The organism is Streptosporangium sp. NPDC002524, assembly GCF_040295985.1.
Taxonomy (GTDB): Bacteria; Actinomycetota; Actinomycetes; order Streptosporangiales; family Streptosporangiaceae; genus Streptosporangium.
This window is the reverse complement of record NZ_JBEOWK010000032.1, coordinates 18,652-43,326: the sequence shown is the minus strand read 5'-3', so window position 1 is coordinate 43,326 and position 24,675 is coordinate 18,652. Positions and strand designations below refer to the sequence as shown.

Here is a 24,675-nt window from a genome sequence, read left to right as displayed (position 1 = left end):
TCGGCGTTCCCCCTTTCGCCAAGCGCGGGCGCGGGCACGCGGTTCGGGGCCGGGGCCGGGCGGAGGGTGGGCCGCCGCGGCCCGCCCCGGCCACTGCCCCGGAGCGGCCGACCGCCCACTGGCTCGTCGTCGTGTCCAGACCGAACTCGGCCTGGATCGACGGCAGCGCGACGACGACCACGACGGTGTCGATGATCAGCGTGAACTGGGCCGCGCCGAGCACCCCCAGCAGCAGCCGGTTCGATCCGGAGGTCATCGGTAGTCCTCCGGGGCGACACCCCCGACGCCGTCGCCGTGGCGCTGGGTCGCGGCGTAGTAGCCGCCCCAGTCGGGCCGGGAGCCGTCGGCGTCGGTGAAGCCGTACTCCTTGACCAGCTGCCAGGTCGACAGCGACCGCCCGCTCCAGCGGTCCACCTTCGGGTCGGCGGCGAGCGCGGCCACCGCGCGGCCGAGGTAGACGGGCGTCTCCGACAGGGCGAAGTAGGGATCCTGCTCGATGCCGTCGCGCCAGGTGGCCTCGGTGACGCCGAAGTGGTCGAGCATTGCCTCCGACCGCAGGAAGCCGGGCGTGATCGCGAGGGCGGTGACGCCGTGCGGCCGCAGGTCGCCCGCCTGCGCCCGCGCCATCCGGATGACACTCGACTTGGCGAGGTCGTAGAAGAAGGTGCCCCGGTAGTCCTGCTCGTCGGTGCCGTCGGTGACCTCCACGACCAGGCCGCGGCGGCGGGCCACCATCAGCGGCAGCGCGTGCCAGCTGGTGATGATGTGCGTGTGCACCGCCTGCCGCTGCAGCTGCAGGCCGCCCTCGAGGGGCTGCTCCCACAGCGGCTTGTCCCACACCGTCAGCGGGTCCCCGCCCCAGACGTTGTTGACCAGGATGTCGAGCCTGCCGTCCTGCTCGCGGCCGATCCGCGCCACCAGCTCGCGGACCTGGTCGACGTCCAGGTGGTCGGTGGGGACGGCGATGCCGTGACCGCCGGCGGCGGTCACCAGGGCGGCGGTCTCCTCGATGGTCTCGGGGCGGTTCATCGGCGATCTCGCCGCCGTCGTGCTGCGGCCGGTGACGTAGACGGTCGCGCCGGCCGCGCCGAGCTGGACGGCTATTCCCCGGCCTCCGCCGCGGGTGGCCCCGCTCACGAGGGCGACCCGCCCCGCCAGCGGCCTGTCCGTCACTGGTTTGTCTGTCATTGGCTTGTCCGTCGTCGGCTGGTCTGTCACTGATTCGTCCGTCACCGGTCCTCCTCGTCGCGCCTGTAGGGGGTGAGCAGCGTGCTCAGGTCCCGGCGGAGCGCCTCGGCCAGCGGCTCCGACCTGGTCATCGCCCAGGTGAGCTGGGTGCCGTTGCGGATGGAGTCGACGGCGGCGGCGAGCGCCTCCACGTCGGCGTCCGTCACCACGTGCCCGCTCACCACGGCCGACCTCAGGTAGGCGGCGAGCTCGGCGCGGACCGCCGCGTCGTGCTCGCCCAGGAGCCCGCGGAACTCGGGGTCGGCCAGCTCCAGGTGCAGGAACGCCAGGTGGTTGGCGAACTCCTCCGGCTCGACGTCGGGTCCGGCGCCGCGCACCACCGCCCGGATCAGCCCCTCCACCGGATCGGCGGCGGACTCGAACGCGGTCCGCATCCGCTGGACGAACGCCTTCTCCGCCAGCCCCCACCGGACGAATCCGAGCAGCAGGTCGCGCTTGCTGCCGTACCGCCCGACGAGCACGCCCGTCGAGACCCCGGCCTCCCGGGCGACGTCGGCGAGCGTCAGCCGGCCCGGTCCCACCCGTCCGACCGCCGCGGCGAGCGCGGCCATGATGCGCTCCTCGCTGATCGTGCGCGGTCGCCCCGCCATGAACCCTCCCCATTAAATAATGAACAGTCATTATTTATAGCATCCTGGGTGACCCCTCGATCGACGGGATCCGGATCGGCTCGGAGGTTACGTTGTTCGCGAGTCCGTACGGCCGGACGCGTTCCCCGCCGTCACGGTCCGCTGTGGGGCGCCGTCCCGCCGGGGCGCCCCACAGCGGAGGTCCTCAGGGGACGGCGAGCTCCGCGGCGAGGGCGGCGGCGCGTCCGGTGGTGAGCCGCCCGTCGGCGACCACGACGGTGATCGCGCGGTCCAGCCGGTCGGGGACGGTCAGCGGCACCTCCCAGGCCAGGGCCGGTCCGACGCCCGGGTACTCGTCGACGCGGACGAACCACGGGTCGAGCCCGACGGTCTGCACGAACAGCAGGCTCCAGTCGTCGGAGGTGAGCGCGAGCCAGGGCGAGAGGGTCCCGTGCACGGCCCGCTCGCCGGAGGCGCCGGCGGCGAAGACGTCCAGGCCGGGGGAGTCCTTGGGCGCGCGCCAGAAGAACCCGCCGTAGCCGGCGCCGGTCCGGCCCTTGCAGGCCGAGCTCTGGATCGACAGCGGCTCGCCGGTCCGGTTGTGCAGGGTGAAGGCGACATCCAGCGCCCAGGCGCCGGGCAGGGCGCGGGCCGTGAGGGTCCGCTCCTCGGCGGCGAGGACGGCGCCGTCCGGCCCGGTCCAGTCAAGGCGCTCGGCGAAGCCGCCGTCCACGGGGCGCAGCGAACGCCGACGCTGCCGCCCGTGGTTGGGGAGGATCCTCGGCCCGGTGCCGGGCACGTAGGTGGAGCCGCCCCAGAAGTTGACCCCGTTGACGTCCGCGATCGCCACGCCCGCGCCGAAATGGTGCACGTGGTCGTCGGGCTGGGTCTCGGTCACGACCGTCCCGCCGAGGGTACGGACCGGATGCAGGTGGGGCCGGGGTGCGTCGGTCGCCCGCAGGTCGCCCCGCTGGACGTAGGTCGCGACCTCCCGCGAGCCGACGCGCAGCACCGTCTCCGGCCAGGTGGCCGGCGGAGGGCCGCCCGGTTCGGAGGCGTCAGCGGTATCGAAGGCGTCGGCGGCGTTGGCGACGTCGGTGGGGTGACGCGGTCCTCGCGGCACCGTCTCCGGCATCGGCTCCGGCGCCGTCTGCGGCATCGGCTCCGGCCGGGTGGCCGGACGGGAGCCGAGACCGCCGGGGAAACCGACCTCCGAGAGGGTCTTCAGCTCCGCCGCCGCGCGCACGGCCAGGCCGTCGATGCCCGGCAGCACCAGCCGGGACGCTTCCACGCGGGAGCCGTCGACGAACAGCGGGTCGGGCGCGCGCCGGATCTCGTCGAGCAGCCGGGTGAAGCCGCCGGTCCGCTCCAGCGGCACCAGCAACTCCTCGCCCTCCCTGACGTGCGCCAGGAGGTTGCCGAGGAGGTCGACCCGGTCGAAGCCGGTGCGGACGCCGTCCACCTCGATCTCGTCCAGGGTGTAGAAGAGCAGGGCGGAGCGCGTCTCGCCGTGCAGGTGCAGGTAGGGCTCGGTACGGCGGTCGCCGCAGAGGCTCACGGTGATCGCGATGACGGTTCCGTCGGCGAGGCGGAGCCGCGCGCTGGAGGTGTCGTCGGAGGAGATCGCGTTGGCCCGGTACAGCTCCAGCTCGATCCCCTCGACCGAGGAGACCGCGTCGGCCTCGGCGACGGCGAGCGCGGTGGCCACCGCGTGCGCGAACGGGTTGGTCAGCGCGCCGTCCATGACGTCCACGCCGTCCAGCCGGCGGTGCCCGGCCCAGGGGGCGCGCGAGTAGTAGGTGAACGGGCGCGTCCAGGTCCCGGCGACGCCGATGCCGCGGATCGGCTCGCCCAGCATCCCGGCCGCGGCGGGGACGGCGGCAGAGCCGAGCGACTGGAAGCCGACCTGGCAGGCCAGCCCCGTCTCGGCCACGACGGCGGAGATCCGCTCGAACTCCTCCACCGACGGCGCGGGCGGCTTCTCCAGCAGCACGTGCGCCCCGGCCCGCAGGGCGGCGACCGTGAGCGGGGCGTGGGTGTGGATCGGCGTCGCGATCACCGCGACCTCCGCCCCCGTCTCGGCGATCAGCGACGGCAGGTCCGACGACCACGGCACGCCGAGGCCGGGCGCCGGGCGGGTGTCGCAGACCCCGGCGAGCTCGGCCCGGCCGGTCGCGGCGAGCCGCCGGACGTTCTCCACATGGTTCCGTCCGTGGCCGTGGATCCCGGCGACCACCACGCGCACCGGCTTCACGGCGCCCACCTCGTCGGTGCTCCGGTCGCGCGCAGCTCCGGCCCGGCGATCTCCACGGGGAAGGGCGGGGCGAGCAGCCCGAGGTCGGTCAGCGCGGCGTCCTCCACCATCTCCACCATCGCGGGATGGTGCAGCGCGAGGGCGAGCTGGCCCGACAGCTCGGTGAGCAGATGCGGGTAGACCGGGACACCGAAGGCGCGGGCGAGCCCGGCGATCCGCAGGAACGGCGTGATCCCGCCGACGCGCACCAGGTTCGGCTGGACGACGTCGCAGGCGCCCCCGGTGAGCAGGTCGCGGAACCCGTGGACGGTGGCGACGTTCTCGCCGACCGCGACCGGGACGCCGACGCTCCGCCGCAGCTCCACCTGGGCGGCCAGATCGTCGGCGGGCAGCGGCTCCTCGATCCAGAACAGGTCGTACCTCTCCAGGGCCCGCAGCGCGGTCCTGGCCCGGTGCAGGTCCCAGCGCTGGTTGGCGTCGATCATCAGCAGCCGGTCGGGGCCGATCACCTCGCGGACCGCCGCCACCCGCTCGACGTCCTCGGCGAGCGAGGGGCGGCCGACCTTGATCTTGACCGCGGTGTATCCGGTGGCGACCCATCGTTCGGCCTGCGCCCGGAGTTCCTCCAGCGAGTAGTGGAGGTTCACCCCGCTGCCGTAGACGGGGACGCTCTCGCGCCGCGCGCCGAGGACCTCGACCAGCGGGCGCTCGCCGCAGCGCAGGTCCCACAGCGCGAGATCCACCCCGGCCAGGGCGATCGGCACGATCCCGGACCGCCCGGCCTCGCCGAGGTGGGCCGACAGCCGGTCCCAGACGAGCTCCGGATGCGCCGGCAGGCCGATCACCGCGTCGCGGACGTCGTGCTCCAGCAGGGCCTTGATCGCCTGGGCCCCGATCTGCGGCGTCCACGCCGCCCCGGTGCCGCGCCGCCCGTCGTCCAGCGTGACCGTGACGAGCAGCGCGTGGTTGAAGGGCACGTCCGCGCCCCAGGGACGGGTCAGGGGCACCGAGCGCAGCGTGACCGCCAAATCCTTGATCATGGCGCTACCAGGGCGAGTCCAGACTTGATCAGCGCCTCGAGCTCGGCCTCGTGCTCGGGGGCGACCGGGACCAGCGGCGGCCGGACCGCGCCGGCGTCCAGGCCGCGCAGCCGTACCCCCGCCTTGACCAGCGACACCGCGTAGCCCGGCACCTTGGAGCGCAGCCGCACCAGCGGCGCGTAGAACTCGGTGAGCAGCCGCTCGTCGCCGCCCAGGTAGGCGTTGGCGATCTCGGGCGCGAAGCAGAACACCGCGCTGGAGTACAGGCCGACGCCCAGGGCCCGGTACGCGGGCTGGGTCAGCTCGGCGGTCGGCAGCCCGTTGAAGAACAGGAAGTCCGGGTGGGCCTCCCGGACGGCCAGCACGATCCGCTGCATCCGATCGATGTCGCCGAGGCCGTCCTTCAGCCCGATGACGCCGGGGATCCCGGCCAGCGCGACCGCCGCCTCCGGTTCGAGCGCGATCGGCCCGCGCTGGTAGATGATCACCGGGAGCTCGGCGGCGATCGCCCGTACGTACTCGGGGAAGCCGGGTCCCTGGGCGAGGTAGGGCGGCATGAGCAGCAGCCCGTCGGCGCCCGCCTCGCGGGCGGCCCGCGCCTGGGCGAGCGCCGCGCCGATCGGCCCGCCCGCACCGGCGAACACCGGGACGGTCCCGGCGACCGTCTCCGTCGCCACCCGGACGACCCGGGCGTGCTCGGCCTCCGACAGCGCGGTGAACTCGCCGGTCCCGCAGGCGGCGAACACGCCGCCGGGCCGGTGGTCGAGTCCCCGCCGGATGTGGTCGGCCAGCACGCCGGGCGCGAGCTCGCCGTCCGGGCCGAAGGGGGTCACGGGGAAGAAAAGGACACCTTCGAGATTCATGGTCGGGCTCTCTTTCGGGCTGTCAGGAGAGTTCGGTACGCCAGCTGCGCTTGGCGGTCCAGCCGAGCAACCGCTCCGCCTTGGCGGTGGAGAAGGCGGGGGCGGTACCGGTCAGGTGGGCGGCGAACGCCTTCGTCTCCGGCATGACGGCCGGCAGCAGCTCGGCCAGCGGCTCGCGCGCCAGGGCGTCGGCGGCGCCCGCGAAGAAGACCTCGCCGTTCGTCTCCAGCAGCGGGAGCCTGGTGAGCAGCGTGTCGACGAAGTCCCCGGCGTCGCGGGCGTCGAGGTAGTTGAACAGGGAGACCCCGCCTATCTCGGGCCGGTTCAGCCGCTCGGTGATCGTGTGCCCGGACTGGGTGGGCGCGCCCTCCCACTCCTCGGGCGCGACGACGAAGCAGGGGCGGACCGCGGCCATCCGGGTGGTCTCGGTGGTCCTGGCGAACGTCCGCATGGTCTCCTCGGCCACGACCTTCGAGAGGTTGTAGGCGTTCCAGGGCTCCGTCGGGTGGTCCTCGTCGAGGGGCAGGTAGGCGGGGGTCCAGCCGCCCGGCGCGCCGTACCCGATCACCGTGGGACTGCTCGCCACGATGAGCTTCTCCACGCCGAGGGCGACCGAGGCCGCGCAGACGTTGAAGGCGAGCTGGGTGTTGACACGGAACGTGGTGGGCTCGGAACGGCTGAACGGCACCGCGATGGCCGCCAGGTGGACCACCGCCTCCGGCCGGTACCGCGCGATCACCGCGTGGGCCTCACCCAGGTCGGTGAGGTCCGCCGGAAGGGAGGAGGCGGCCTCGCGGGGGGTGCCCGGCGCGCTGTCCACGCCGATCACCTCGTGTCCGGCCGCCGCGAGCGAGGTGACCACGCTGCGGCCGAGCCGGCCCGCGCTGCCGGTGACGAGCACTCTGCTCACCGTGTGGACTCCTTTAGAAGACTGCAATCAGTTGCAGTAAACAATCGCGTCCGGCGAGACAATACGTCAAGTGAGCGGGGTCAATCACCGGCAACCGGTCTCATTCTGGTTGACCGACCTGCAAACGATTGCGTTAAGGTGTGCGGCATGTCAGTGACCATCCGGGACGTCGCCCAGGCATCGGGTGTCCATGTGTCGACGGTTTCCCGGACCTTCTCGGCGCCCCATCTGGTGAACGCCGAGACCCGGACCCGGGTGCTGGCGGCGGCCGAGCAGCTCGACTACCGGCCCAACCGGGCGGCCCGCTCGCTCAAGACGGGCCGCACCAACAACATCGGGCTCATCGTCGCCGATCTGGCCAACCCGTTCTTCCCCCCGCTGATCAAGGCCGCGCAGGCCGCCGCGCGCCGCCAGGACTACCACCTGTTCGTGGCCGACACCGGCGAGGACCCCGTCGAGGAGGAGAACCTCGTCCTGGCCTTCTCCAAACAGGTCGACGGCATCGTGCTGTGCAGCCCGCGACTGTCCAACAAGGCCCTGGAGAAGCTCTCCGAGCAGGTCTCGTTCGTGCTGGTCAACCGGCGCATCCGCGGGCTGACCACGGTCGTGATGGACGTCGCGAACGGCGCCCGCGCCGCCATGGAGCACCTCGTGGAGCTCGGCCACCGGCGCGTCGCCCTGGTCGCGGGCCCCGCGGGGTCGTGGACCAGCGCCGAGATCCGCAAAGCCGTCTCGGAGATCCCCGGGCTCGACACGGTCGTCATCGGCCCCAACTCACCCACCGAGGAGGGCGGGATCGCCGCCGCGCCCAGGGTCGCCGAGGCGGGGGTGACCGGGGTGCTCGCCTACAACGACCTCGTCGCCATCGGCCTCATCGAGGGGCTGGAGGTCCTCGGCGTCGACGTGCCGGGCGACGTCAGCGTGATCGGCTTCGACGACAGCATCACCGGACGGCTGCACCGCCCCAAGCTCACCACGGTCGCGATGCCCGCGGGCGACGCGGGCCGGATGGCGGTCGACCTGCTCATCCAGTCGATGAGCGCCGCGACCGTCCTGGAGACCCACCTGGTGGTCCGCGAGTCCACGGCGCCACCCAGGACTTCCGGAGACCGCGGCGCCACCTGAGTTTTTCGGGGTGCACCGGTTCATCTGAGTCTTCCGGGATCCACCGGTTCACCTGGGGGACGCGTCCCGGCCGAAGTCGCGGCGGACGCCGAACCTCTGCTGCGGCCGCGCAGGAGGGTGCGAGCGGATGGTCCGAGACGGCCGGGAGGCCCCCGTACGCCGGGAGGCCCCCGCCTGGGCCTCCCCGGACCCGCCGGGCCGGGCTCCGTCCCGGCGGCGCGGGCGGATCCCCGCGCTCCTGGGTTCCCGTGCCTCTAGGTTTCCGTGCTCCTGGGTTCCCGTGCTCCCGGGTCCTCGCGTTCCCGTGCTTTCTCGTGAACGTGACGGCCTTGGCGGAGACCGGAACTCTCCCGTCCCGTGAGAGTTCCGGTCTCCCGGGGAGGTCTCGGCGCCCCGCGACGCCCTGATGTCCCGCGCGCATCGAGGGGCGTTCGCGGGAGCGGCGCGCCTCGCGCGGGTGCCTCGCCCCGAGGGCGGCCACCAGGCGTTTCCCGCTCGTCGCGCCGGAGAACGATCACTGTCTGCAGCTGCAATCGGTTGTACTAACTCGGGTTCGGGCGAGATTTTTCCATCCGGCCCCTGACAGGGCATAACCCTTCTGACCTGCGATAACGATAAAACCGAAGGTTACGATTCGTGAGCTAGCTCACTGCAAAGGGTTGACGTCTTAGTTTGTGAAGCTATAGGAAAAGCGCATCCCATTCACAACTCCCCGAAGGGCCAGTGATGACGCTGAGTCCCGCACCGGCGGGGACGACCGAGGTGCCGGTCGCGCCCCCGGAGAAGGCGGGCGCCCCCCAACCAGGGCGTCTCAAAAGCCAACGCAGCCGATCGCAGGCGCGGGCGGCCTACCTGTTCCTGGCCCCTTGGTTCATCGGCCTGTTCGCGATCACACTCGGCCCGATGATCGCCTCGCTCTACCTGTCGTTCACCGACTACAGCCTGCTGACCGAGGCCAAGTGGGTCGGGTTCGACAACTACGAGAAGATGTTCGTCCAGGACGACCGGTTCATGGCGTCGCTGCAGGTGACGACGACCTACGTGCTGGTGTCCGTCCCGCTGCAGCTGGCCTTCGCCCTCGCGCTGGCGCTCGTGCTGGACAAGGGCCTGCGCGGCCTGCCGTTCTACCGCTCGATCTTCTACCTGCCGTCGCTGCTCGGCGGCAGCGTGGCGATCTCGATCCTCTGGCGGAAGATCTTCGGGACCGACGGCATCGTCAACTCGTTCCTCGGCCTGTTCGGCTACGAGGGGCAGGGCTGGGTGACCAGCCCCGACACCGCGCTGTGGACGCTGATCGTCCTGCACATCTGGACGTTCGGCGCCCCGATGGTCATCTTCCTGGCGGGCCTGCGCCAGATCCCGCAGAGCCTGTACGAGGCGGCCTCGGTCGACGGCGCCGGCAGGTGGCGCAACTTCCGCTCGATCACCCTGCCGCTGCTCACCCCGATCATCTTCTTCAACCTGGTGCTGGAGGTGATCAAGTCGTTCCAGTCCTTCACCCAGTCGTTCATCGTGAGCGGCGGCAACGGCGGGCCGGTCGACTCGACCCTCTTCTACACGCTCTACCTCTACATCAAGGGCTTCAAGAACTACGAAATGGGTTACGCGGCCGGAATGGCCTGGGTGCTGCTGCTCATCATCGCCGCGCTGACCGGTGTCAACTTCCTCATGTCTCGATTCTGGGTTTTCTATGGCGACGACAAGTAAGCGCGTGCCGGTCCTGTTCCGGCCCGCTCCGCGCCTGCTCAGGCACGTGCTCCTCATCGGCGCGGGGCTGTTCATGCTCTACCCGCTGCTCTGGATGGTCTCCAGCTCGTTCAAGCCCGAGGAGCTGATCTTCCGGGAGCCGGGGCTGATGCCGACCGCGGTGACGACGGCGAACTACACCGAGGGCTGGGACGCCCTCAAGCACTCCTTCGGCTACTACCTGTGGAACTCGGCGGTCCTCACCGCGCTCGCGGTGCTCGGCAACCTGGTCGCCTGCTCGCTCGCCGCCTACGCCTTCGCCCGGCTGGAGTTCCCGCTGAAGAAGATGTGGTTCGCGATCATGCTCGGCTCGATCATGCTGCCGCACCACGTCACGGTCGTCCCGCAGTACATCGTGTTCGCCAAGATCGACTGGATCAACACGATCTGGCCGATCGTCGCGCCGAAGTTCCTCGCGACCGACGCGTTCTTCATCTTCCTGATGGTGCAGTTCATCCGCACCCTCCCCCGGGAGCTGGACGAGGCGGCGGCGATCGACGGCGCGGGCTACTGGCGCACGTTCATCCGGGTGATCATGCCTTTGTGCGTCCCGGCGCTGGCGACCACCGCGATCTTCACCTTCATCTGGACGTGGAACGACTTCTTCACCCAGAACCTCTACCTGACCAACTCCGACAACCTCACCGTTCCCGTCGCGCTCCGGCAGTTCATGGACTCCAGCGGCGAGTCCTCCTGGGGCCCGCTGTTCGCGATGTCGATCATCTCCCTCGGCCCGATCTTCGGCTTCTTCCTCGCGGGCCAGAAGTATCTCGTCCGCGGCATGGCGACCACCGGTCTCAAATAACCCCTCCTCATCCCCCATCCCCCCGGAGGTATCTCGATGAAGCGCATCCTGGCGGCCACCGCCATAACACTGATCGCCGTGTCGGCCACCGCGTGTGGCAGCGACGACGGCGGCGGCGAAGCCAGCGGGAAGACGAAGGTCGTCTTCTCGTACTGGGGCAGCGACGCCCGGCAGAAGCTGACGGAGACGGCGATCGCCGCGTTCGAGAAGAAGAACCCGACGATCGACGTCGAAGGCGACTTCTCCGACTGGGACAGCTACTACGAGAAGCTGGCCACCAAGACCGCGGCCGGCGACGCCCCGGACGTCATGTCCATCGAGATCCGCGGCCTCGCCGAGTACTCCGGCCGCGCCACCCTCGCCGACCTCAACGGCAAGGTGAACACCACCGACCTCGACCAGGACGTGCTCAAGGCCGGCCAGGTCGACGGCAAGCAGTACGCCATCCCGACCGGCGTCAACACCTTCCCGATGATCGTCAACAAGGCGGCGATCGAGAAGGCGGGCCAGAAGGTCCCCGACGACACGACCTGGACCTGGGACGAGTACATCTCGATCGCCCAGCAGGTGACCGAGAAGGGCGACGGCAAGGTCTGGGGCACCGAGTACAACGAGAACCCCGCCTTCCTGCAGCTGTTCGCCGCCCAGCGCGGTGAGCAGTTCTACAAGGACGGCAAGATCGGCCTGTCGGAGCAGACCATCAAGGACTGGTGGGCCCTCCTGCAGAAGATCATCACCACCAAGGCCGGCCCGGACGCCGCCCTGATGCTGGAGACCGGGACCAAGGTCGACCAGGCCCTGCTCGCCACGAACGCCAGCGCGTTCGGCAGCTGGTGGAGCAACCAGCTCACCGCGCTGAGCAAGGGCTCCGGCCAGGAGCTCGACCTGCTGCGGATGCCGAAGGCCGAGGGCGCGACCACCGCAGGGATGTTCCTGCAGCCGGCGATGTACTACACGATCTCGTCGAAGACCGAGCGGGCCGAGGCCGCCCAGAAGTTCGTCGACTTCCTCGTCAACGACCCCGAGGCCGGGGCCATCCTGCTCAGCGACCGCGGCCTGCCGACCAACGCCAAGGTCGTCACCGCCATCAAGGACAAGCTCACCCCGACCGACCAGAAGGTGCTGGCCTTCATCGACTCGATCAGGAGCGAGCTGAGCCCGATCTCGATCCCGCCGAAGGGCGCCATGGAGATGGAGGACATCCTCAAGCGCGCCACCGACTCGGTGCTGTTCAACAAGACCTCCGCCGACGAGGCGGCGAAGGCCTTCCTCACCGAGGCGAACGCCGCCATCACCAAGTAGCCGGCGGCAGGCAGGATCCGCCGACGTGCCGTACGGCTCGCGCCGAGCCGTACGGCACTCCACCGTTCCTCTCATGGAGTGCTTGATGCGATACGCCTTCGTCGGGCTCGGTCACCGGGTACAGCTGTACATCGACGCGCTGCTCGGCGGGTGGGGCGACACCGGTGAGATCGTCGCCCTCTGCGACGTCAACCGGACCCGGATCGGCTACTACCTCGACCGGATCGGGCACGAGGTCCCGTGCTTCGCGCCGCACGAGTTCGGCGAGATGCTCCGGCTCGCGGACGCCGTCGTGGTCGCCACCGTCGACGCCACCCACGCCCGCTACGTCGTCGCCGCGCTGGAGGCGGGCAAGGACGTCATCGTGGAGAAGCCGCTGTGCACCACCGCCGAGGACTGCGCGGCCATCACCGAGGCCGCCGAGCGGAGCACCGGCCGGCTCGTCGTCACCTTCAACTACCGCTACTCGCCGCGCAACAGCGCCGTACGCCGGCTGGTCGCCGACGGGGCGATCGGCGACGTCACCTCCGTGCACTTCGAGTGGGTGCTGGACACCATCCACGGAGCCGACTACTTCCGCCGCTGGCACCGCGACAAGGCCAACTCCGGCGGCCTGCTGGTGCACAAGTCCACCCACCACTTCGACCTGGTCAACTGGTGGCTGGGCGACACCGCCCGCTCCGTCCACGCCCTTTCCGCGCTGCGGTTCTACGGGGCCGAGAACGCCCGCGCCCGGGGTCTGCGCGACCGGCCGGGACGCGCCCACGGCGCGCCGGAGCTCGGCACCGACCCCTACCTCCTCGACATCTCCGCCGATCCCAGGCTCAAGCGCCTCTATCTGGACGCCGAGCACGAGGACGGCTACATCCGCGACCAGGACGTGTTCGACGACGGCGTGACCATCGAGGACAACATGGCCGTCCTCGTCGGCTACTCCCGGGGGGCGGCGCTCACCTACTCCCTCAACGCCCACGGCCCCTTCGAGGGCTACCGGGTGGCGATGAACGGCACCGAGGGACGGCTGGAGCTGGAGGTCGTCGAACGCGCCTGGACCCCGCCGCGGGCCGCGGTCGACCCGACCGCCGCCGACAAGGCGCACGCCACCGGCGCCTTCGAGCGGCTCGTCCTGCGACGGCACTGGCGGGAGCCCGAGGAGATCGCCATCTCCTCGGGGGCGGGCGGCCACGGCGGCGGCGACGCCCTCATGCTGGACGACGTCTTCCGCGGGGCGGGCGAGGACCCGCTGGGCCGCCAGGCCGGGCACCGCGCGGGCGTGGCCAGCGTGATGGTCGGGGTCTCGGCCAACCGGTCCGCCGCGAGCGGCACCCCCGTGCTCCTGGAGGACGACGGCACCCGGTACGCGAGCTGACCCTCCGTCGTCCTCGCGAGGGCCGACAGCATCCGGTACGCGGGCCGATCCTCCGCCGTCCTCCCGCGGGACGACGGCCCCCGGCGGGCGAGCCGACTCCTGGCTCCTGGCATCCGGGATCCGGCTCCCGGCGTCCGGTGGAACCCCGGTCTTCCCCGACCAGGCCTGCCCGGTGAGGAGGTCCCCCCGGCCCCGGTGCTCCGGCGGCCACCGTAGAGTGGGCCGGTCCGCAGGGCTTTTTTCGGAAAACGGGTCGAAATCCATGGATGAAAAGCTGACGTTGATGGCCGTGCACGCCCATCCCGACGACGAGGTGATCAGCACCGGCGGGATCCTCGCCAGGTACGCCGACGAGGGCGTCCGTACCGTCCTGGTCACCTGCACGAACGGCGAGCAGGGCGACGGCCCCGGCGGGGTGAAGCCCGGGGAGCCCGGCCACGACGAGGTGGCGGTGAGCGCGCTGCGGCTGGAGGAGCTCCGCGAGTCGGCGGCCCACCTGGGGATCTCCCACGTGGAGCTGCTCGGCTACCGCGACTCGGGCATGGTCGGCTGGGCCGCCAACGAGGCGCCGGAGTCCTTCGCCAACGTCGCCTTCGAGGAGGCCGTCGGCCGGCTCGTCGCGCTGATGGAGCACTACCGCCCGCAGGTCGTCGTGACCTACGACGAGAACGGCGGCTACGGCCACCCCGACCACATCCAGGCTCACCGGGTCGCGGTGGCGGCGGCCGAGGCGAGCGGGATCCCCGGCAAGCTCTACTACACGGCCGCGTCCCGCGAGCGGATGGCCGAGATGTTCGAGTACCTCCGCTCGACCGGTGAGGCCCCGGACGACTTCGAGCCCTCCGACGACTTCGGCGTCCCCGAGGAGCGGATCACCGCCGTGGTCGACGTGTCCGCCCAGGTGGAGCGCAAGCTCAAGGCGCTGAAGGCGCACGCGAGCCAGGGGGACAGCATCTTCTTCCTGCGCATGCCCGCCGAGGTCCAGCACCGGGTGTTCGAGCAAGAGACCTTCGTCCGCCACATCAACCGCGTTCCCGCCGCGGCCGACCGCGAGGACGACCTCTTCGACGGCCTCCGCTAGGAAGCGGGCTCCCACCAGGACGACGGCCCGCACCGGGAGGACGCGCCCAGGGGGCGTCCGGGGGGCGGATCGCGGGGCGGACGGTCTCCAGGGGGCGGGGCGCCGTCGCGGTCGGGCCCGCCGAGGGCTACGGTGTCATACCGAAGTCCGGAAAAACCTGGTTAATCGCTTCTCATCACCTTTACGATCTTTTCTCTGGTATGCAACTCTGCAAACCCGGGGGAGTAAACGGTATGCGTGATCGACGGCTCGTCGCGCTGATCTTCTCCGCGACCGCGATCCTCGTCTTCGGCGTGTACGGGGTGGTGGCCGCGCCGGGGGCGGTGGTGGCCTCGCCGTCGCCGCGTCCCACGCCGGCCGGCGACGCCGACGACGCGGAGACCCCCGAGGCCGACGCGCCGGTGACGAGGGCCGGGAACACGCCCAGCCCGGTCCCCGTCTCACCGGCGCCGAACCTCGTCACGCTGATCCCGGTCACGCCGACCCCGCAGGGCGGCCCCGGGGCGACCGCGGCGAACTACCTGACCGCCTGGCAGAACGGCGACTTCACCGGCATGACGGGCATGGTCGTCGACCCGCCGGTGGACTTCGGCGTCCGGCACCGCGGGTTCGACGCCGACCTGCGGGTCGCGTCGCTCTCCCTCACCCCCGGTGAGCTGCGCGTCCACGGCGAGGAGCAGGCCGAGATGCTGTTCAGCGGGGTGCGGAGGATCAACGGGCTGGGCGACTGGCCGTTCGACTCCGTGCTGCGCCTGGAGCTGCGGTTCGGGGTGTGGAAGGTGCGCTGGAGCCCGGAGACGATGCACCCCTCGCTCAAGGACGGCGGGAGCCTGCGGCTGAGGGAGACCGAGGTCCGGCGCCCGGCCACGCTGACCCGCGAGGGGGAGCCGTTCCCCCGCGACAGCAGGGCGGGCCACTACTTCGACGGGCTGAGCAACACGGCGGTCGAACTGAAACTGGAGGAGAGTCCCTCCGGCAAGGTGCTGCTCGCCTCAGAGCCCTCGCCCGAGTCGGGGGCGAGGACCACGATCTCCCAGCCCGTGCAGGCCGCCGCGGCCCGCGCCCTGGACGGTGTCGAGCAGTCCGCCGCGATCGTGGCCGTGGACGTCCAGACGGCCCAGGTGCGCGCGGTGGCGGACACGCTGGGCGGCAAGCAGGCGTTCGGCGGCCTCTACCCGCCCGGTTCGACGTTCAAGGTCGTGACCGCCGCCGCGCTGCTCCGCGCCGGTCTCACCCCGGAGTCGCCGGTCCCCTGCCCGGCCGCCTACACCATCCCGAACGGCAGGAGCTTCAGCGACTCCGACGGCGTCGACCACGGGAGCGTGGCCCTCACCACGGCCTTCGCGCTCTCCTGCAACACCACCTTCGCCCAGCAGACGTACGAGCGGCTGCGCGACGACCGGCTGCGCGCCGAGGCGGCCGACCGGTTCGGCTTCCGGGAGAAGCCGGGGCTGAGCGCCTGCCGGATCCAGCCGTACGGGAGCCCGGACCAGCTGGGGTCCGACGCCATCGGCCAGAACTCGGTGCAGGCCAGCCCGCTGTGCATGGCCGAGGTCGCCGCCGCGGTCGCGAGCGGCGTCTGGAAGCCCGCGATCCTCACCGAAGCGCCTCCCGCGGACTCGCCGGCCCCGGTGCCGCTGGACGAGGGGGTGGCCGCGGGCCTGCGGACGATGATGGGCGCCGTGGTCACCCAGGGGACGGCCGCGCAGGCCGGGCTCCCGCCGGACACCGCCGGCAAGACCGGCACCGCCGAGGTCGAGGGCGCCGGGGACCACGCCTGGTTCATCGGCTACCGGGGTTCCCTGGCCTTCGCGGTGTTCGTCCGGCACGGCGGCGCCGGGGGCAAGGTCGCGGCGCCGATCGCCGCGAGGTTCCTGAACGCCCTCTGAGCGTGCCCGGGGTTCCGGGCACGCTCAGATCGTCCGTGCCGCCCGGCCTGTCTCCGGCGGGGCGCGTCAAAGCCGGTTCGCTTGGTGTCAGTCCGCTTCGTATCGGTTCGTGCCGAGGGGGTTCACACCGAGCCGGTCCGTTTCGAGGGGCGTCCGAATCCCCGGTTGGCGAACGAGCGGAGCGCGCCGACCCCGGCCCCCGCGACGATCGAGGCGTTGACCGCGAAGTGGATCGCGGTGAAGTAGCCGAGGAACCCCGCCCCCCGCTGCTTCAGGACGAAGCGGGAGAGTTTCGGGTCGGCGGCGGAGAAGACCGCGAGACCCGCCAGCGGCAGCGCCGCCAGCCTGCGCGACAGCAGCGGGGCGGGCAGCGTGGCCATGGTGAACGCGGCGGCCATCACGCCGGTGCGGCTGTTGAGCCACAGCGTGCCGGGACGGCTGCGGTGTGCCGCCGCGAACGGGACCAGCAGCTGCGCGCGCCGGTACTGCTCGCGCAGGAGGGGCAGCAGCCGGTCCGCCTCGTCGTGGTACATCACCACCTGGTCGGTGAGCAGGATCTCGTACTTCTCCGAGAGACGGTCGCTGTACTCGATGTCCTCCATGTCCCGGAGGTTCTCGTCGAAGGGGCCGATCTCGTCGAAGACGTGCCTGGGCATCGCGGCGGCGACGAAGTGGGCCGTCACGGTGGGACCGAGGTTGCGGACGCGCCCGTAGTAGGTGTGGAGCGTCCGGTACCACTCCACCGGCCCGTCGTCGATCAGCGGTTCCGGCGCGAAGATGCCGTGGACGCACCCGTACCGCTCGTTCTCCTCCAGCAGCCGGACCGCGTTCTCGATCGCGTCCGGGGCGAGCGCCGCGTCCGAGTCGACGAAGAACAAGATGTCGCCCGTGCTCGCCGCCACCCCGGCGTTGCGCGCCGCGGACACTCCCCTGTTGTGCGGCGCGCTGACCACCCGACAGGGGAACCGCGCCGCGACCTCGCGCGAGCCGTCGGTGCTGGCGTCGTCGGAGACGATGACCTCGTACGGCCGCATGGTCTGCGCGAAGACCGACTCCAGGCATTTGCCCAGTGTCTTCTCGTAGTTGTAGTTGGGGATGACGACCGAGACGCGGGGGGCGGTGTCAGGCATTGGAGTTCCTCGCCTTTCTTGGCTGGGTGGGGTGGCCCGAGGTCAGCGACAGGAACGCCTCCTCGTAGGCGTCGAGATACGACTCCCCGCCGAACAGTTCGATCGTCCTCGCGCTGCCCTCCGCGCGCCGCGACGCCGGCATGTCCGCCGTCTCCAGGAGGGCGAGGCGCAGCGCCTCGGGGTCGCGCGGGGGGACGACCCTGCCGAAACCGGAGGCGAGGACCGGATACCGGCCCCCGGGCAGGTCGGTGGTGACCGAGGGCACCCCGGCCATCATCGCCTCGACCTGGACGATGCCGAACGACTCCGCGATCGAGGGCAGGGCGAACACGTCGATGGAGGCGTAGAAGTCGTTGATCTGCCGGTCCCGCAGCATGCCGAGGAACCGGATCCGCGGGTCGTCGCGGGCCTCCGCGCGCAGCCGGTCGATGTTGCTGCCGCCCGCGACGCCCTGGTAGTCGCCGGCGATGAGCAGCCGGGCCTTCGGGTCGTCGATCGCCAGGAACGCGCGCAGGAGATACTCGATGCCCTTCTCCTCGGCGACGCGGCCCATGAACCCCACGTGCAGCCCGTTCCCGTCCCGGTAGGCGGGGTCGCCCCCGCTGCGGTCGGCGCACGGGGCGGGGATGTCGCGGACCGCGCGCCGCCTCAGGATCGGCCAGAGCCTCGACCCCCTCGCCTGGTCGTGGCTGTTGACCACCACGAGGTCGGAGCGCCGCAGCGCGACGCCCGCCGAGCTGTCGGCCGCGCGCATCCCGAACGCGTTCACCAGGCCGGGCGGCAGGAAGGCGTCGATGTGGTGGGTCGTCACCGTCGGCACCGAACGCGACAACCAGGCCACCGCGGCGGCCTCCGGCATCGGCACGTGCAGGTGGAGCAGCGACGAGCGGGCGGCCAGCCGGGACGCCAGCAGGGGCAGGCCGGGGCTGAGCACGCCCTTCCTGACGGAGGCGAGGACCGGCGCGCGGAACACGTGGACGCCGTTGATCCGCTCGTACCGCCTCAGCTCGCGACGGTGCCCGGCGCAGGCCACGGCGATCCGCCAGCCCCGGGCCGCGAGTCCTTCGGCGATCATCCGGGCCGACTCGGTGAGCCCGCTGACGTAGGGGGCGTAGTAGTCCAGTGCGACCGTGACGTCGAACCGATCGGCTGTCCGCATCGAGGCTCCTTTTCGTCAGTTCGTGAGTTCGTCGGTTTCGTCAGCTCGTGAGTTCGTGAGTTCGTCAGTTCAGTGACACGTACAGTTCCTGGGCGAGGTGGTCGGAGATGCTGGGCACGAGGCGGTACCGGGGCACCCTGACCTCCTCGGTGGTGAAGACCCAGTCCAGCCGCCACAGCCGGGGCAGGGGGATGGCGAAGGCGGACGTCGGCCAGGTCAGCGGGAGCGCCGAGCCCTCGGGATCGAGGCGCCGCAGGCCCTCGCCGGGCGGGATCAGGTTCATCCAGGCGGAGTTGAAGTCCCCGGCGACCACCGCCGGGTTCGGGTTGCGCGCCAGGTCGGCGCGGAGCGCCGCGAACTCGCCCCGCCTGCGCTGGTACTGGTCGCGGACGAACTCGTAGAAACCCGCCGTCAGCGGGCTGCGCTCGGTCCTGATCGGCACCGGCAGGTGCACGTTGTACAGGGACAGCACGCGGGTGCCGGACCGCACGTCGACGCGGAGGGCCTTGTTCCCCCGCCAGTACCAGTCGGTGCCGGTCGGCGAGGTCCTCCTCGGGTACGTCGCGACGATCGGCAGCCGGGAGATGGTGATCAGCTCGCCCTCGGTGGCGATGTGGTAGCCGGGGAAGGCCGCGCGGACCCGCGCCAGGTCGTCGACCCGCAGCGGCCCGTCCCCCCAGTGCAGATACTCCTGCAGCAGGTAGACGTCGGCCCGCTGGGCGCGCAGGTAGTCGTAGAACCTCACGGGGTCGTCGCTCATCTCCCAGACGTCGGTGCTCCAGGAGAAGACCTTCAGGGCGCCGCCGGGCGGCCCGTCCCCCTGCGCCAGGCCGAGCGGGCTGACACCGGCGAGCTGCGCGCCCAGCAGCAGCAGGGCCAGCAGGACGACGGACAGCCGGCGGCGCACCGGACGGGCCAGGGGGGTGACGGCGAGCAGCAGCAGCGGGACGACGACCAGCGTCACCGGCGGCATCGACTCGACGACGAGCCAGAACCACCAGCGGCCGGTGAGCAACACGTGAGCGGCCACGAAGACCGCCCAGGCCGCGGTGCCGGCCACCAGCAGCCGGGTGCCCAGGCACCAGCGGGCCCGGGAACGGCCCGCGCTCCCCGCCTCCGTACCCGCCCCGGCCGTGGCTCCGGCGGGAACCTCGTCCGTTCCGGCCCCGGCCGGGGCCTCGGCGGACGTCTCCACGCCGGTCAGTCCGTCCGCAGGTGCAGGCCCGTGTACAGCCGCACCGCCTTCCAGGCGAGGCGGGGGATCCTGACCTCGCGGGCGAGCCTGAAGTGCGAGCGCAGAGCCGGCTGGAGCCTCTGGCGCCGGTCCGCGAAGATGCTCGGGCTCTCCCGCGTCGCCACCCGCAGCGCGAGGTCCCACAGGGGCGTGTCCCCCGGGGTGACGACCGCGAGGGTGCCCCCCGGGCGCAGCACGCGCCGTATCTCCCGGCAGGCGGCCTCGATGTCCGGTACGAACTCCAGCGAGCTCACCGCCACCACGCAGTCGAAGTGTCCGTCCTCGTACGGCAGGGATTCGGCGCCCGTCCGGGTCAGGTCGGCCTTGACACCGTGCAGGGCGAGGTTCTCGGCCACCTCGCGTGGTTTGGAGTTGGGGTCGATCCCGTAGATCTCGTCGCAGCGTCCGGCGAGCTCGGGCATGAACACGCCGCTGCCGTAGCCGATCTCCAGCAGCCGGTCGTAGTGCCTGTCGCCCAGGATCTCCAGCACGATCTGGAAGCGCAGCCGCTGGATGGTCCCGAGCAGCGGCCGGTAGTTCCAGTCGGGGTGGTCCACCGGGCTCGAACGCAGCAGCGCGGACTCGGGGAGCAGCTTGAGCGGGCGCGAGGGAACTCCGATCATCGGTGAGGCTCCTTTTCCAGCGTCGTGAGCCGCCGGGGCGTGGTCGCCGACGGTCATCGCGGGGGCCGCGGCGTCCGGGACCGGAAGGGCGTCCCGGCCGCGTCGCGGCGACCCCCGAATCATGACCAACGGTGATCCGCCCGCGCGAGGCGCCAACGCTCGCTCGAAGGAGGTAGCCGTTCGGCCATCCCCGCGCGGGACCCCGTGCGGCCGGTGCGGCTGACCCCGTCGGCCGGGGTGCGGCCGTCCCCGCGCGGTGCCGGTGCGGCCGGTCCTACGCGGTGCCGGTGCGGCCGGTCCTACGCGGTGCCGGTGCGGCTGGCCCCGTACGGTGCCGGTGCGTGCCCGGCACCGCGGTGGCCGTGCGCCCCGTGTCCCGCACGGCCCGGACGGGGTCAGCCGGTCAGGAGGCCTCCTCGCCGAGGGGCTTCGCCTCGGGGGCGGTCCGCGCGTCCTTCAGCACCTCCTCCAGCTGGTCGAACTCGTCCCGGCTAAGCGGCCCGAACTGGAGCGCTCCGGCGTTCTCCTCGGCCTGCGCGACGGTGCGGCACCCGGGGATCGGGATCGTCGTCTCGCTCCGGGCCCACAGCCAGGCGAGGGCGCCCTGGGCGAGCGTACGGCCGCCGGAGGTGAGCAGCTCGCGCGCGGCCTCGATGTGGGGCAGCCACTCCGGCGCGATCGCGCCGTCCCTGAAGTAGATCTGCCATTCGAAGTTCTGGCTGCGGACGTCGTCGCGGCCCACCGTGCGGCCGTCGTTGTACTTGCCGCTGAGCAGGCCCATCGCCAGCGGGCCCCGGTTGATGCTCGCCTGACCGGTCGCCTCGCACACCGCGATCACGTCGGCCGCGTCCCGCAGCACCGAGATGTCGTGCTGGATGGCGGTGCAGTGCGCCCCCGCGATCGCGAACGCCCTGGCGTGCTCGGCGTTGTCGGTGCTCCAGCCGTACGACCGGATCCGCCCGTCGGTCACCAGGTCCTCGAGCGTCTCGACCAGGTCGAGCGCCTCGGTGATCGGCAACTCGTTGATGTGGAGCTGGTAGAGGTCGATGTAGTCGGTGCCGAGCCGCCGGAGCGACCCCTCAAGACACTCGCGCAGGTAGGCGGGGCTGGCGTCCGAGCCGCCGGCCTCGCGCGTGCGCTCGTCGAAGGTCCACCCCCACTTGCTGGCCACGACGACCTCCTCGCGGCGCCCCGCCAGAGCCCGGCCCAGCACCGTCTCGCTGTGCCCGGCGCCGTAGTTGCTCGCGGTGTCGAAGAAGGTCACCCCGAGGTCGAGGGCCCGGTGGACGGTGCGGATCGACTCGTCGTCGTCCACCGCGCCCCAGCCGAACTGGTCGTCGCCGCCCTTCCACGGGCCACTGATCACCCAGCACCCCATGCCGAGCGCGCTGGTCTCGATACCGCTGCGACCGATGATCCGCCTCATTGTCCGCTCTCCAAGGTCGTCGGGATTCAACGGGTTCCACTTTTCCCGCTGGAGTGGGCTCCAGGTCAACCCCGAAAGGGAAATCGGAAGGGTCGTCTCTCCGGCGGGACTGGCCGAACGGCTACCTCCTTCGAGCGAGCGTTCGCACCTCGCGTGGTGGATTGTGGTTGGTCATGCTTTTGGTGCTGCACAACGGGTCGGATATCCGGTTCGCCGGGTGCCGGGTGATGTTTCCGAGCGCCGGGCATCGCACGTCCGCGGGATCACCACTTACATCCCGGCGCCTCGGCACCTCGTAAACGCCCGCCACGACCATGACGATTCGTCGCGTTCTTGCTCCGCGTCCCCTCGGCCTCACCGGGTCTCCGCCTCGTTCGCGTGCGTTCACGCGCCCGCGTTCGGATCCGGTTCGGCGGGGGACGCCGTCGGTGGAGAAGGGAATCACATGTCCGAGCTTCTCAGTCTGGAACAGACCGAACAGCTTGGTATCGGTCAAATCCATGATCTGTACCGGCGGTACATCAACCGCAGCCAGGTTTCGCTGATGACCTCGTTCGGCTTCGGCCGCGAGCTGGTCGACCACGCCGAGGGCGCGTACCTGCACCTCAAGGACGGCCGGCGCGTCCTCGACCTCACCGGTGGCGTCGGGGTGCTCAACCACGGCCACAACCACCCCCGCATCCTGGCCGCCCGTACCAGGTACCAGCGGGACCGCCGGATGGAGGTCCACAAGACCTACTTCTCGCCCTATCTCGCGGCCCTTGGATACAACCTCGCCCAGATCCTGCCCGGCGACCTGAATATGTCGTTCTTTCCCAACTCGGGGGCCGAGGCGGTCGAGGGCGCCGTGAAAATGGCCTACAAATACCATCGTGGCCGCCGCAACACCATTCTCAGGTCCGACATCGGTTTCCACGGAAAGCTCCTGGGTTCCGGCGGCCTGACCGGCAGCACGCAGAACCGTTTCGACTTCCCCACCATTCCGGGAATCGTCACCTTCGAGTACGGGAACCTGGAGTCGGTCCGCGCCGCCGTACGGGCTCATCGCGGCGATGTGTACGCCCTGCTCATCGAGCCTTTCAGCGCCTCGACCATGAACTGGTGCTCGGAGGAGTTCCTGCGCGGGGTGCGGGACATCTGCACCGAGGAGAAAATCATCCTCGTCTTCGACGAGATCTACACCGGATGGGGAAAGACCGGGAGCCTTTTCTACTTCATGCGCTACCCGGACCTCGTCCCCGACGTGCTGACGACCTCCAAGTCCTTCGGCGGCGGGAAGTCCTCGATATCCGCGTTCATCACCAGGGAGCCGGTGTTCCGCAAGGCGTACGACAACATGTCCGACGCCCTGATGCAGAGCACCAGCACCACGTACTACGGGTTCGGCGAGGAGACCGCCACCGCCATCGAGGCCGTCAACATCGCGATCGAGGACGACTACGCGGGGCGCGCCAGGGACCTCGACCGCGTCCTGCGGCCGGGGCTCGAACGCATCCAGAAATCCCACCCCGACTACGTCGAGGAGGTCCGCGGGTCCGGGGCCCTGTGGGGGATCTTCCTTTCCGGCGGGCCCAGGCTGCTCGACCTGGCCGGGAGGTTCTCGCCCCTGAAGGACCCGCAGCTGCGCACGAAGCTCGTCGCGTGCTCCGTGATCGACGCGCTCTACCACGAGCACGACGTCTACGCCTACTACACCCTCAACGGCCGCAGCCCGCTGGTCGTGGGCCCGCCGCTCGTGGCGGAACCGGCCGACATGGAGCGTTTCCTGGAGGCGCTGGACGCCACCCTCGCGCAGGGACTGCCCCGGTTGCTGACCCGCTTCCTCAAGGAGAAGGTGAGCTCACTGTGGTGAACCCCTCCGCGCGCGTGGTGGTGACGGGAGCCGCGGGGATCCTCGGCTCGCACCTGGTCGGCCGCCTCCTCGCCGACGGGGCCGCCCCGTGCGGGATCGACGTGCGCGAGATCCCCCCCGCCCCCGGTCTCACCTCGCGCGTGGCCGATATCCGCGACACGCGGGCGATGTCGGAGGCCCTCGCGGGGGCGGACACGGTCGTGCACTGCGCGGCGGCGCTCCCCAGCTACCCCGCCGAGCAGATCCGGTCCATCATCGTCGACGGCACCGCCTCCGTCCTGCGCGCGGCCGACGCCGCCGGGGTGCGCAGGGTCGTCCACATCTCCTCCACCGCGGTGTACGGGCTGCCGAAGACGGTGCCCACGACGGAGGACCACCCCCGCGAACCGGTCGACACCTACAGCGCGGCCAAGGCCGAAGCCGAGGAGATCGCCGAGAAGCACCGCGCGGGCGGGCGGTGCGTGAGCGTCCTGCGGCCCAAGACGTTCCTCGGCGCGGGGCGCATGGGCCTGTTCTCGATGCTCTTCGAGTGGGCCGAGGAGGGGCGCAACTTCCCGGTCCTCGGCCGCGGTGACGTCCGCATCCAGATGCTCGGGCTCGAAGACCTGGTCGACGCGGTCACGACCGTCATCGCCGCTCCCGACGACGTCGCCAACGACACCTACAACCTGGGCGCGGCGCGCTTCGGCACCATCCGGGAGGACTTCCAGGCGGTGCTCGACGCGGCGGGGCACGGCAGGCGGGTGATCTCGGTGCCCGGCCGCCCGGCGGTGGGGGCGCTGCGGCTCCTGGAGCGCTGCAGGCTCTCCCCGGTGTACGGCAGGCTGCTGCACAAGCTGCTCGCCGACTCGTACGTGAGCACCGACAAGGCACGGGAGCGGCTCGGGTTCACCCCCCGCCTCTCCAACCGGGACGCCATCCTGGGCACCTACGACTGGTGGCGGCGCAACCGGGCCGAATCGGGGAGCCGCGCCACCGGCCGTACCAGCAGGGACCCCTGGAGCCAGGGTGTGCTCGCACTGTCCAAGGTCTTCTTCTGAGCGTTCCCGG

The 24,675-nt window shown here is 71.2% G+C and carries 19 protein-coding genes and 1 pseudogene; 9 read left to right on the top strand and 11 right to left on the bottom strand.

Annotated features, from left to right (window positions below; genetic code table 11):
• Window positions 1-252: 252 nt before the first annotated feature.
• The 6 genes and pseudogenes from ABT053_RS37645 to ABT053_RS37620 all read right to left on the bottom strand — a co-directional run bounded on the left by ABT053_RS37645 (window position 253) and on the right by ABT053_RS37620 (window position 6,884).
• Window positions 253-1,188, bottom strand: a complete 936-nt coding sequence (locus ABT053_RS37645; protein ID WP_350975879.1) for an SDR family oxidoreductase — start codon at window positions 1,186-1,188, stop codon at window positions 253-255.
• Between the two features lie 41 nt (window positions 1,189-1,229).
• Window positions 1,230-1,838, bottom strand: coding sequence for a TetR/AcrR family transcriptional regulator (locus tag ABT053_RS37640; protein ID WP_350975877.1), 609 nt, complete (start codon window positions 1,836-1,838; stop codon window positions 1,230-1,232).
• A gap of 184 nt (window positions 1,839-2,022) precedes the next feature.
• Window positions 2,023-4,071: a DUF6807 family protein gene (locus ABT053_RS37635; protein ID WP_350975876.1), complete on the bottom strand. Its 2,049-nt coding sequence runs from the start codon at window positions 4,069-4,071 to the stop codon at window positions 2,023-2,025.
• A complete protein-coding gene (locus ABT053_RS37630; protein WP_350975874.1) occupies window positions 4,068-5,111 on the bottom strand; it encodes a mandelate racemase/muconate lactonizing enzyme family protein in 1,044 nt (347 codons plus the stop codon). The genes ABT053_RS37635 and ABT053_RS37630 overlap by 4 nt, the downstream gene beginning before the upstream one ends.
• A pseudogene (locus tag ABT053_RS37625) lies at window positions 5,108-6,022 on the bottom strand (5-dehydro-4-deoxyglucarate dehydratase); the annotation flags it as partial. The pseudogene ABT053_RS37625 and the gene ABT053_RS37630, both read right to left, overlap by 4 nt.
• On the bottom strand, window positions 5,997-6,884 hold the full coding sequence (locus ABT053_RS37620) for an NAD-dependent epimerase/dehydratase family protein (protein WP_350975872.1): 888 nt from the start codon (window positions 6,882-6,884) through the stop codon (window positions 5,997-5,999). The gene ABT053_RS37620 and the pseudogene ABT053_RS37625, both read right to left, overlap by 26 nt.
• 147 nt (window positions 6,885-7,031) lie before the next feature.
• Between ABT053_RS37620 and ABT053_RS37615 the strand changes: the two genes are divergently transcribed.
• The 7 genes from ABT053_RS37615 to ABT053_RS37585 all read left to right on the top strand — a co-directional run bounded on the left by ABT053_RS37615 (window position 7,032) and on the right by ABT053_RS37585 (window position 16,201).
• Complete coding sequence (locus tag ABT053_RS37615; RefSeq protein WP_350975871.1) at window positions 7,032-8,009, top strand: LacI family DNA-binding transcriptional regulator; 978 nt, start codon at window positions 7,032-7,034, stop codon at window positions 8,007-8,009.
• A gap of 726 nt (window positions 8,010-8,735) precedes the next feature.
• Complete coding sequence (locus tag ABT053_RS37610; RefSeq protein WP_350975869.1) at window positions 8,736-9,716, top strand: carbohydrate ABC transporter permease; 981 nt, start codon at window positions 8,736-8,738, stop codon at window positions 9,714-9,716.
• Entirely contained in the window at window positions 9,700-10,560 is an 861-nt protein-coding gene (locus ABT053_RS37605; protein ID WP_350975867.1) for a carbohydrate ABC transporter permease, read from the top strand. The genes ABT053_RS37610 and ABT053_RS37605 overlap by 17 nt, the downstream gene beginning before the upstream one ends.
• A gap of 36 nt (window positions 10,561-10,596) precedes the next feature.
• Entirely contained in the window at window positions 10,597-11,862 is a 1,266-nt protein-coding gene (locus tag ABT053_RS37600) for an ABC transporter substrate-binding protein (RefSeq protein WP_350975865.1), read from the top strand.
• An 85-nt stretch (window positions 11,863-11,947) separates the two neighbouring features.
• A complete protein-coding gene (locus ABT053_RS37595; RefSeq protein ID WP_350975863.1) occupies window positions 11,948-13,231 on the top strand; it encodes a Gfo/Idh/MocA family protein in 1,284 nt (427 codons plus the stop codon).
• A 262-nt stretch (window positions 13,232-13,493) separates the two neighbouring features.
• On the top strand, window positions 13,494-14,312 hold the full coding sequence (locus tag ABT053_RS37590) for a PIG-L family deacetylase (protein ID WP_350975862.1): 819 nt from the start codon (window positions 13,494-13,496) through the stop codon (window positions 14,310-14,312).
• Between the two features lie 233 nt (window positions 14,313-14,545).
• Window positions 14,546-16,201: a penicillin-binding transpeptidase domain-containing protein gene (locus ABT053_RS37585; protein WP_350975860.1), complete on the top strand. Its 1,656-nt coding sequence runs from the start codon at window positions 14,546-14,548 to the stop codon at window positions 16,199-16,201.
• Window positions 16,202-16,323: 122 nt separating this feature from the next.
• Here the strand turns inward: ABT053_RS37585 and ABT053_RS37580 are convergent, their stop codons facing one another.
• From ABT053_RS37580 to ABT053_RS37560, 5 genes are all read right to left on the bottom strand, one after another.
• Window positions 16,324-17,331: a glycosyltransferase family 2 protein gene (locus ABT053_RS37580; protein ID WP_350975858.1), complete on the bottom strand. Its 1,008-nt coding sequence runs from the start codon at window positions 17,329-17,331 to the stop codon at window positions 16,324-16,326.
• Complete coding sequence (locus ABT053_RS37575) at window positions 17,324-18,490, bottom strand: glycosyltransferase family 4 protein (RefSeq protein ID WP_350975856.1); 1,167 nt, start codon at window positions 18,488-18,490, stop codon at window positions 17,324-17,326. Before ABT053_RS37575 ends, ABT053_RS37580 begins: the two co-directional genes overlap by 8 nt.
• A gap of 64 nt (window positions 18,491-18,554) precedes the next feature.
• On the bottom strand, window positions 18,555-19,685 hold the full coding sequence (locus tag ABT053_RS37570) for an endonuclease/exonuclease/phosphatase family protein (protein ID WP_350975854.1): 1,131 nt from the start codon (window positions 19,683-19,685) through the stop codon (window positions 18,555-18,557).
• A 5-nt stretch (window positions 19,686-19,690) separates the two neighbouring features.
• Entirely contained in the window at window positions 19,691-20,347 is a 657-nt protein-coding gene (locus ABT053_RS37565) for a class I SAM-dependent methyltransferase (RefSeq protein WP_350975852.1), read from the bottom strand.
• A 403-nt stretch (window positions 20,348-20,750) separates the two neighbouring features.
• Window positions 20,751-21,773: an aldo/keto reductase gene (locus ABT053_RS37560; protein ID WP_350975851.1), complete on the bottom strand. Its 1,023-nt coding sequence runs from the start codon at window positions 21,771-21,773 to the stop codon at window positions 20,751-20,753.
• Window positions 21,774-22,317: 544 nt separating this feature from the next.
• Between ABT053_RS37560 and ABT053_RS37555 the strand changes: the two genes are divergently transcribed.
• Together ABT053_RS37555 and ABT053_RS37550 are read left to right on the top strand one after the other, a co-directional pair.
• Complete coding sequence (locus ABT053_RS37555; RefSeq protein WP_350975849.1) at window positions 22,318-23,625, top strand: aspartate aminotransferase family protein; 1,308 nt, start codon at window positions 22,318-22,320, stop codon at window positions 23,623-23,625.
• Window positions 23,619-24,665 carry an NAD-dependent epimerase/dehydratase family protein gene (locus ABT053_RS37550; protein WP_350975848.1) on the top strand — a complete coding sequence of 349 codons (1,047 nt, stop codon included), beginning with the start codon at window positions 23,619-23,621 and terminating at the stop codon, window positions 24,663-24,665. The genes ABT053_RS37555 and ABT053_RS37550 overlap by 7 nt, the downstream gene beginning before the upstream one ends.
• Window positions 24,666-24,675: the final 10 nt, after the last annotated feature.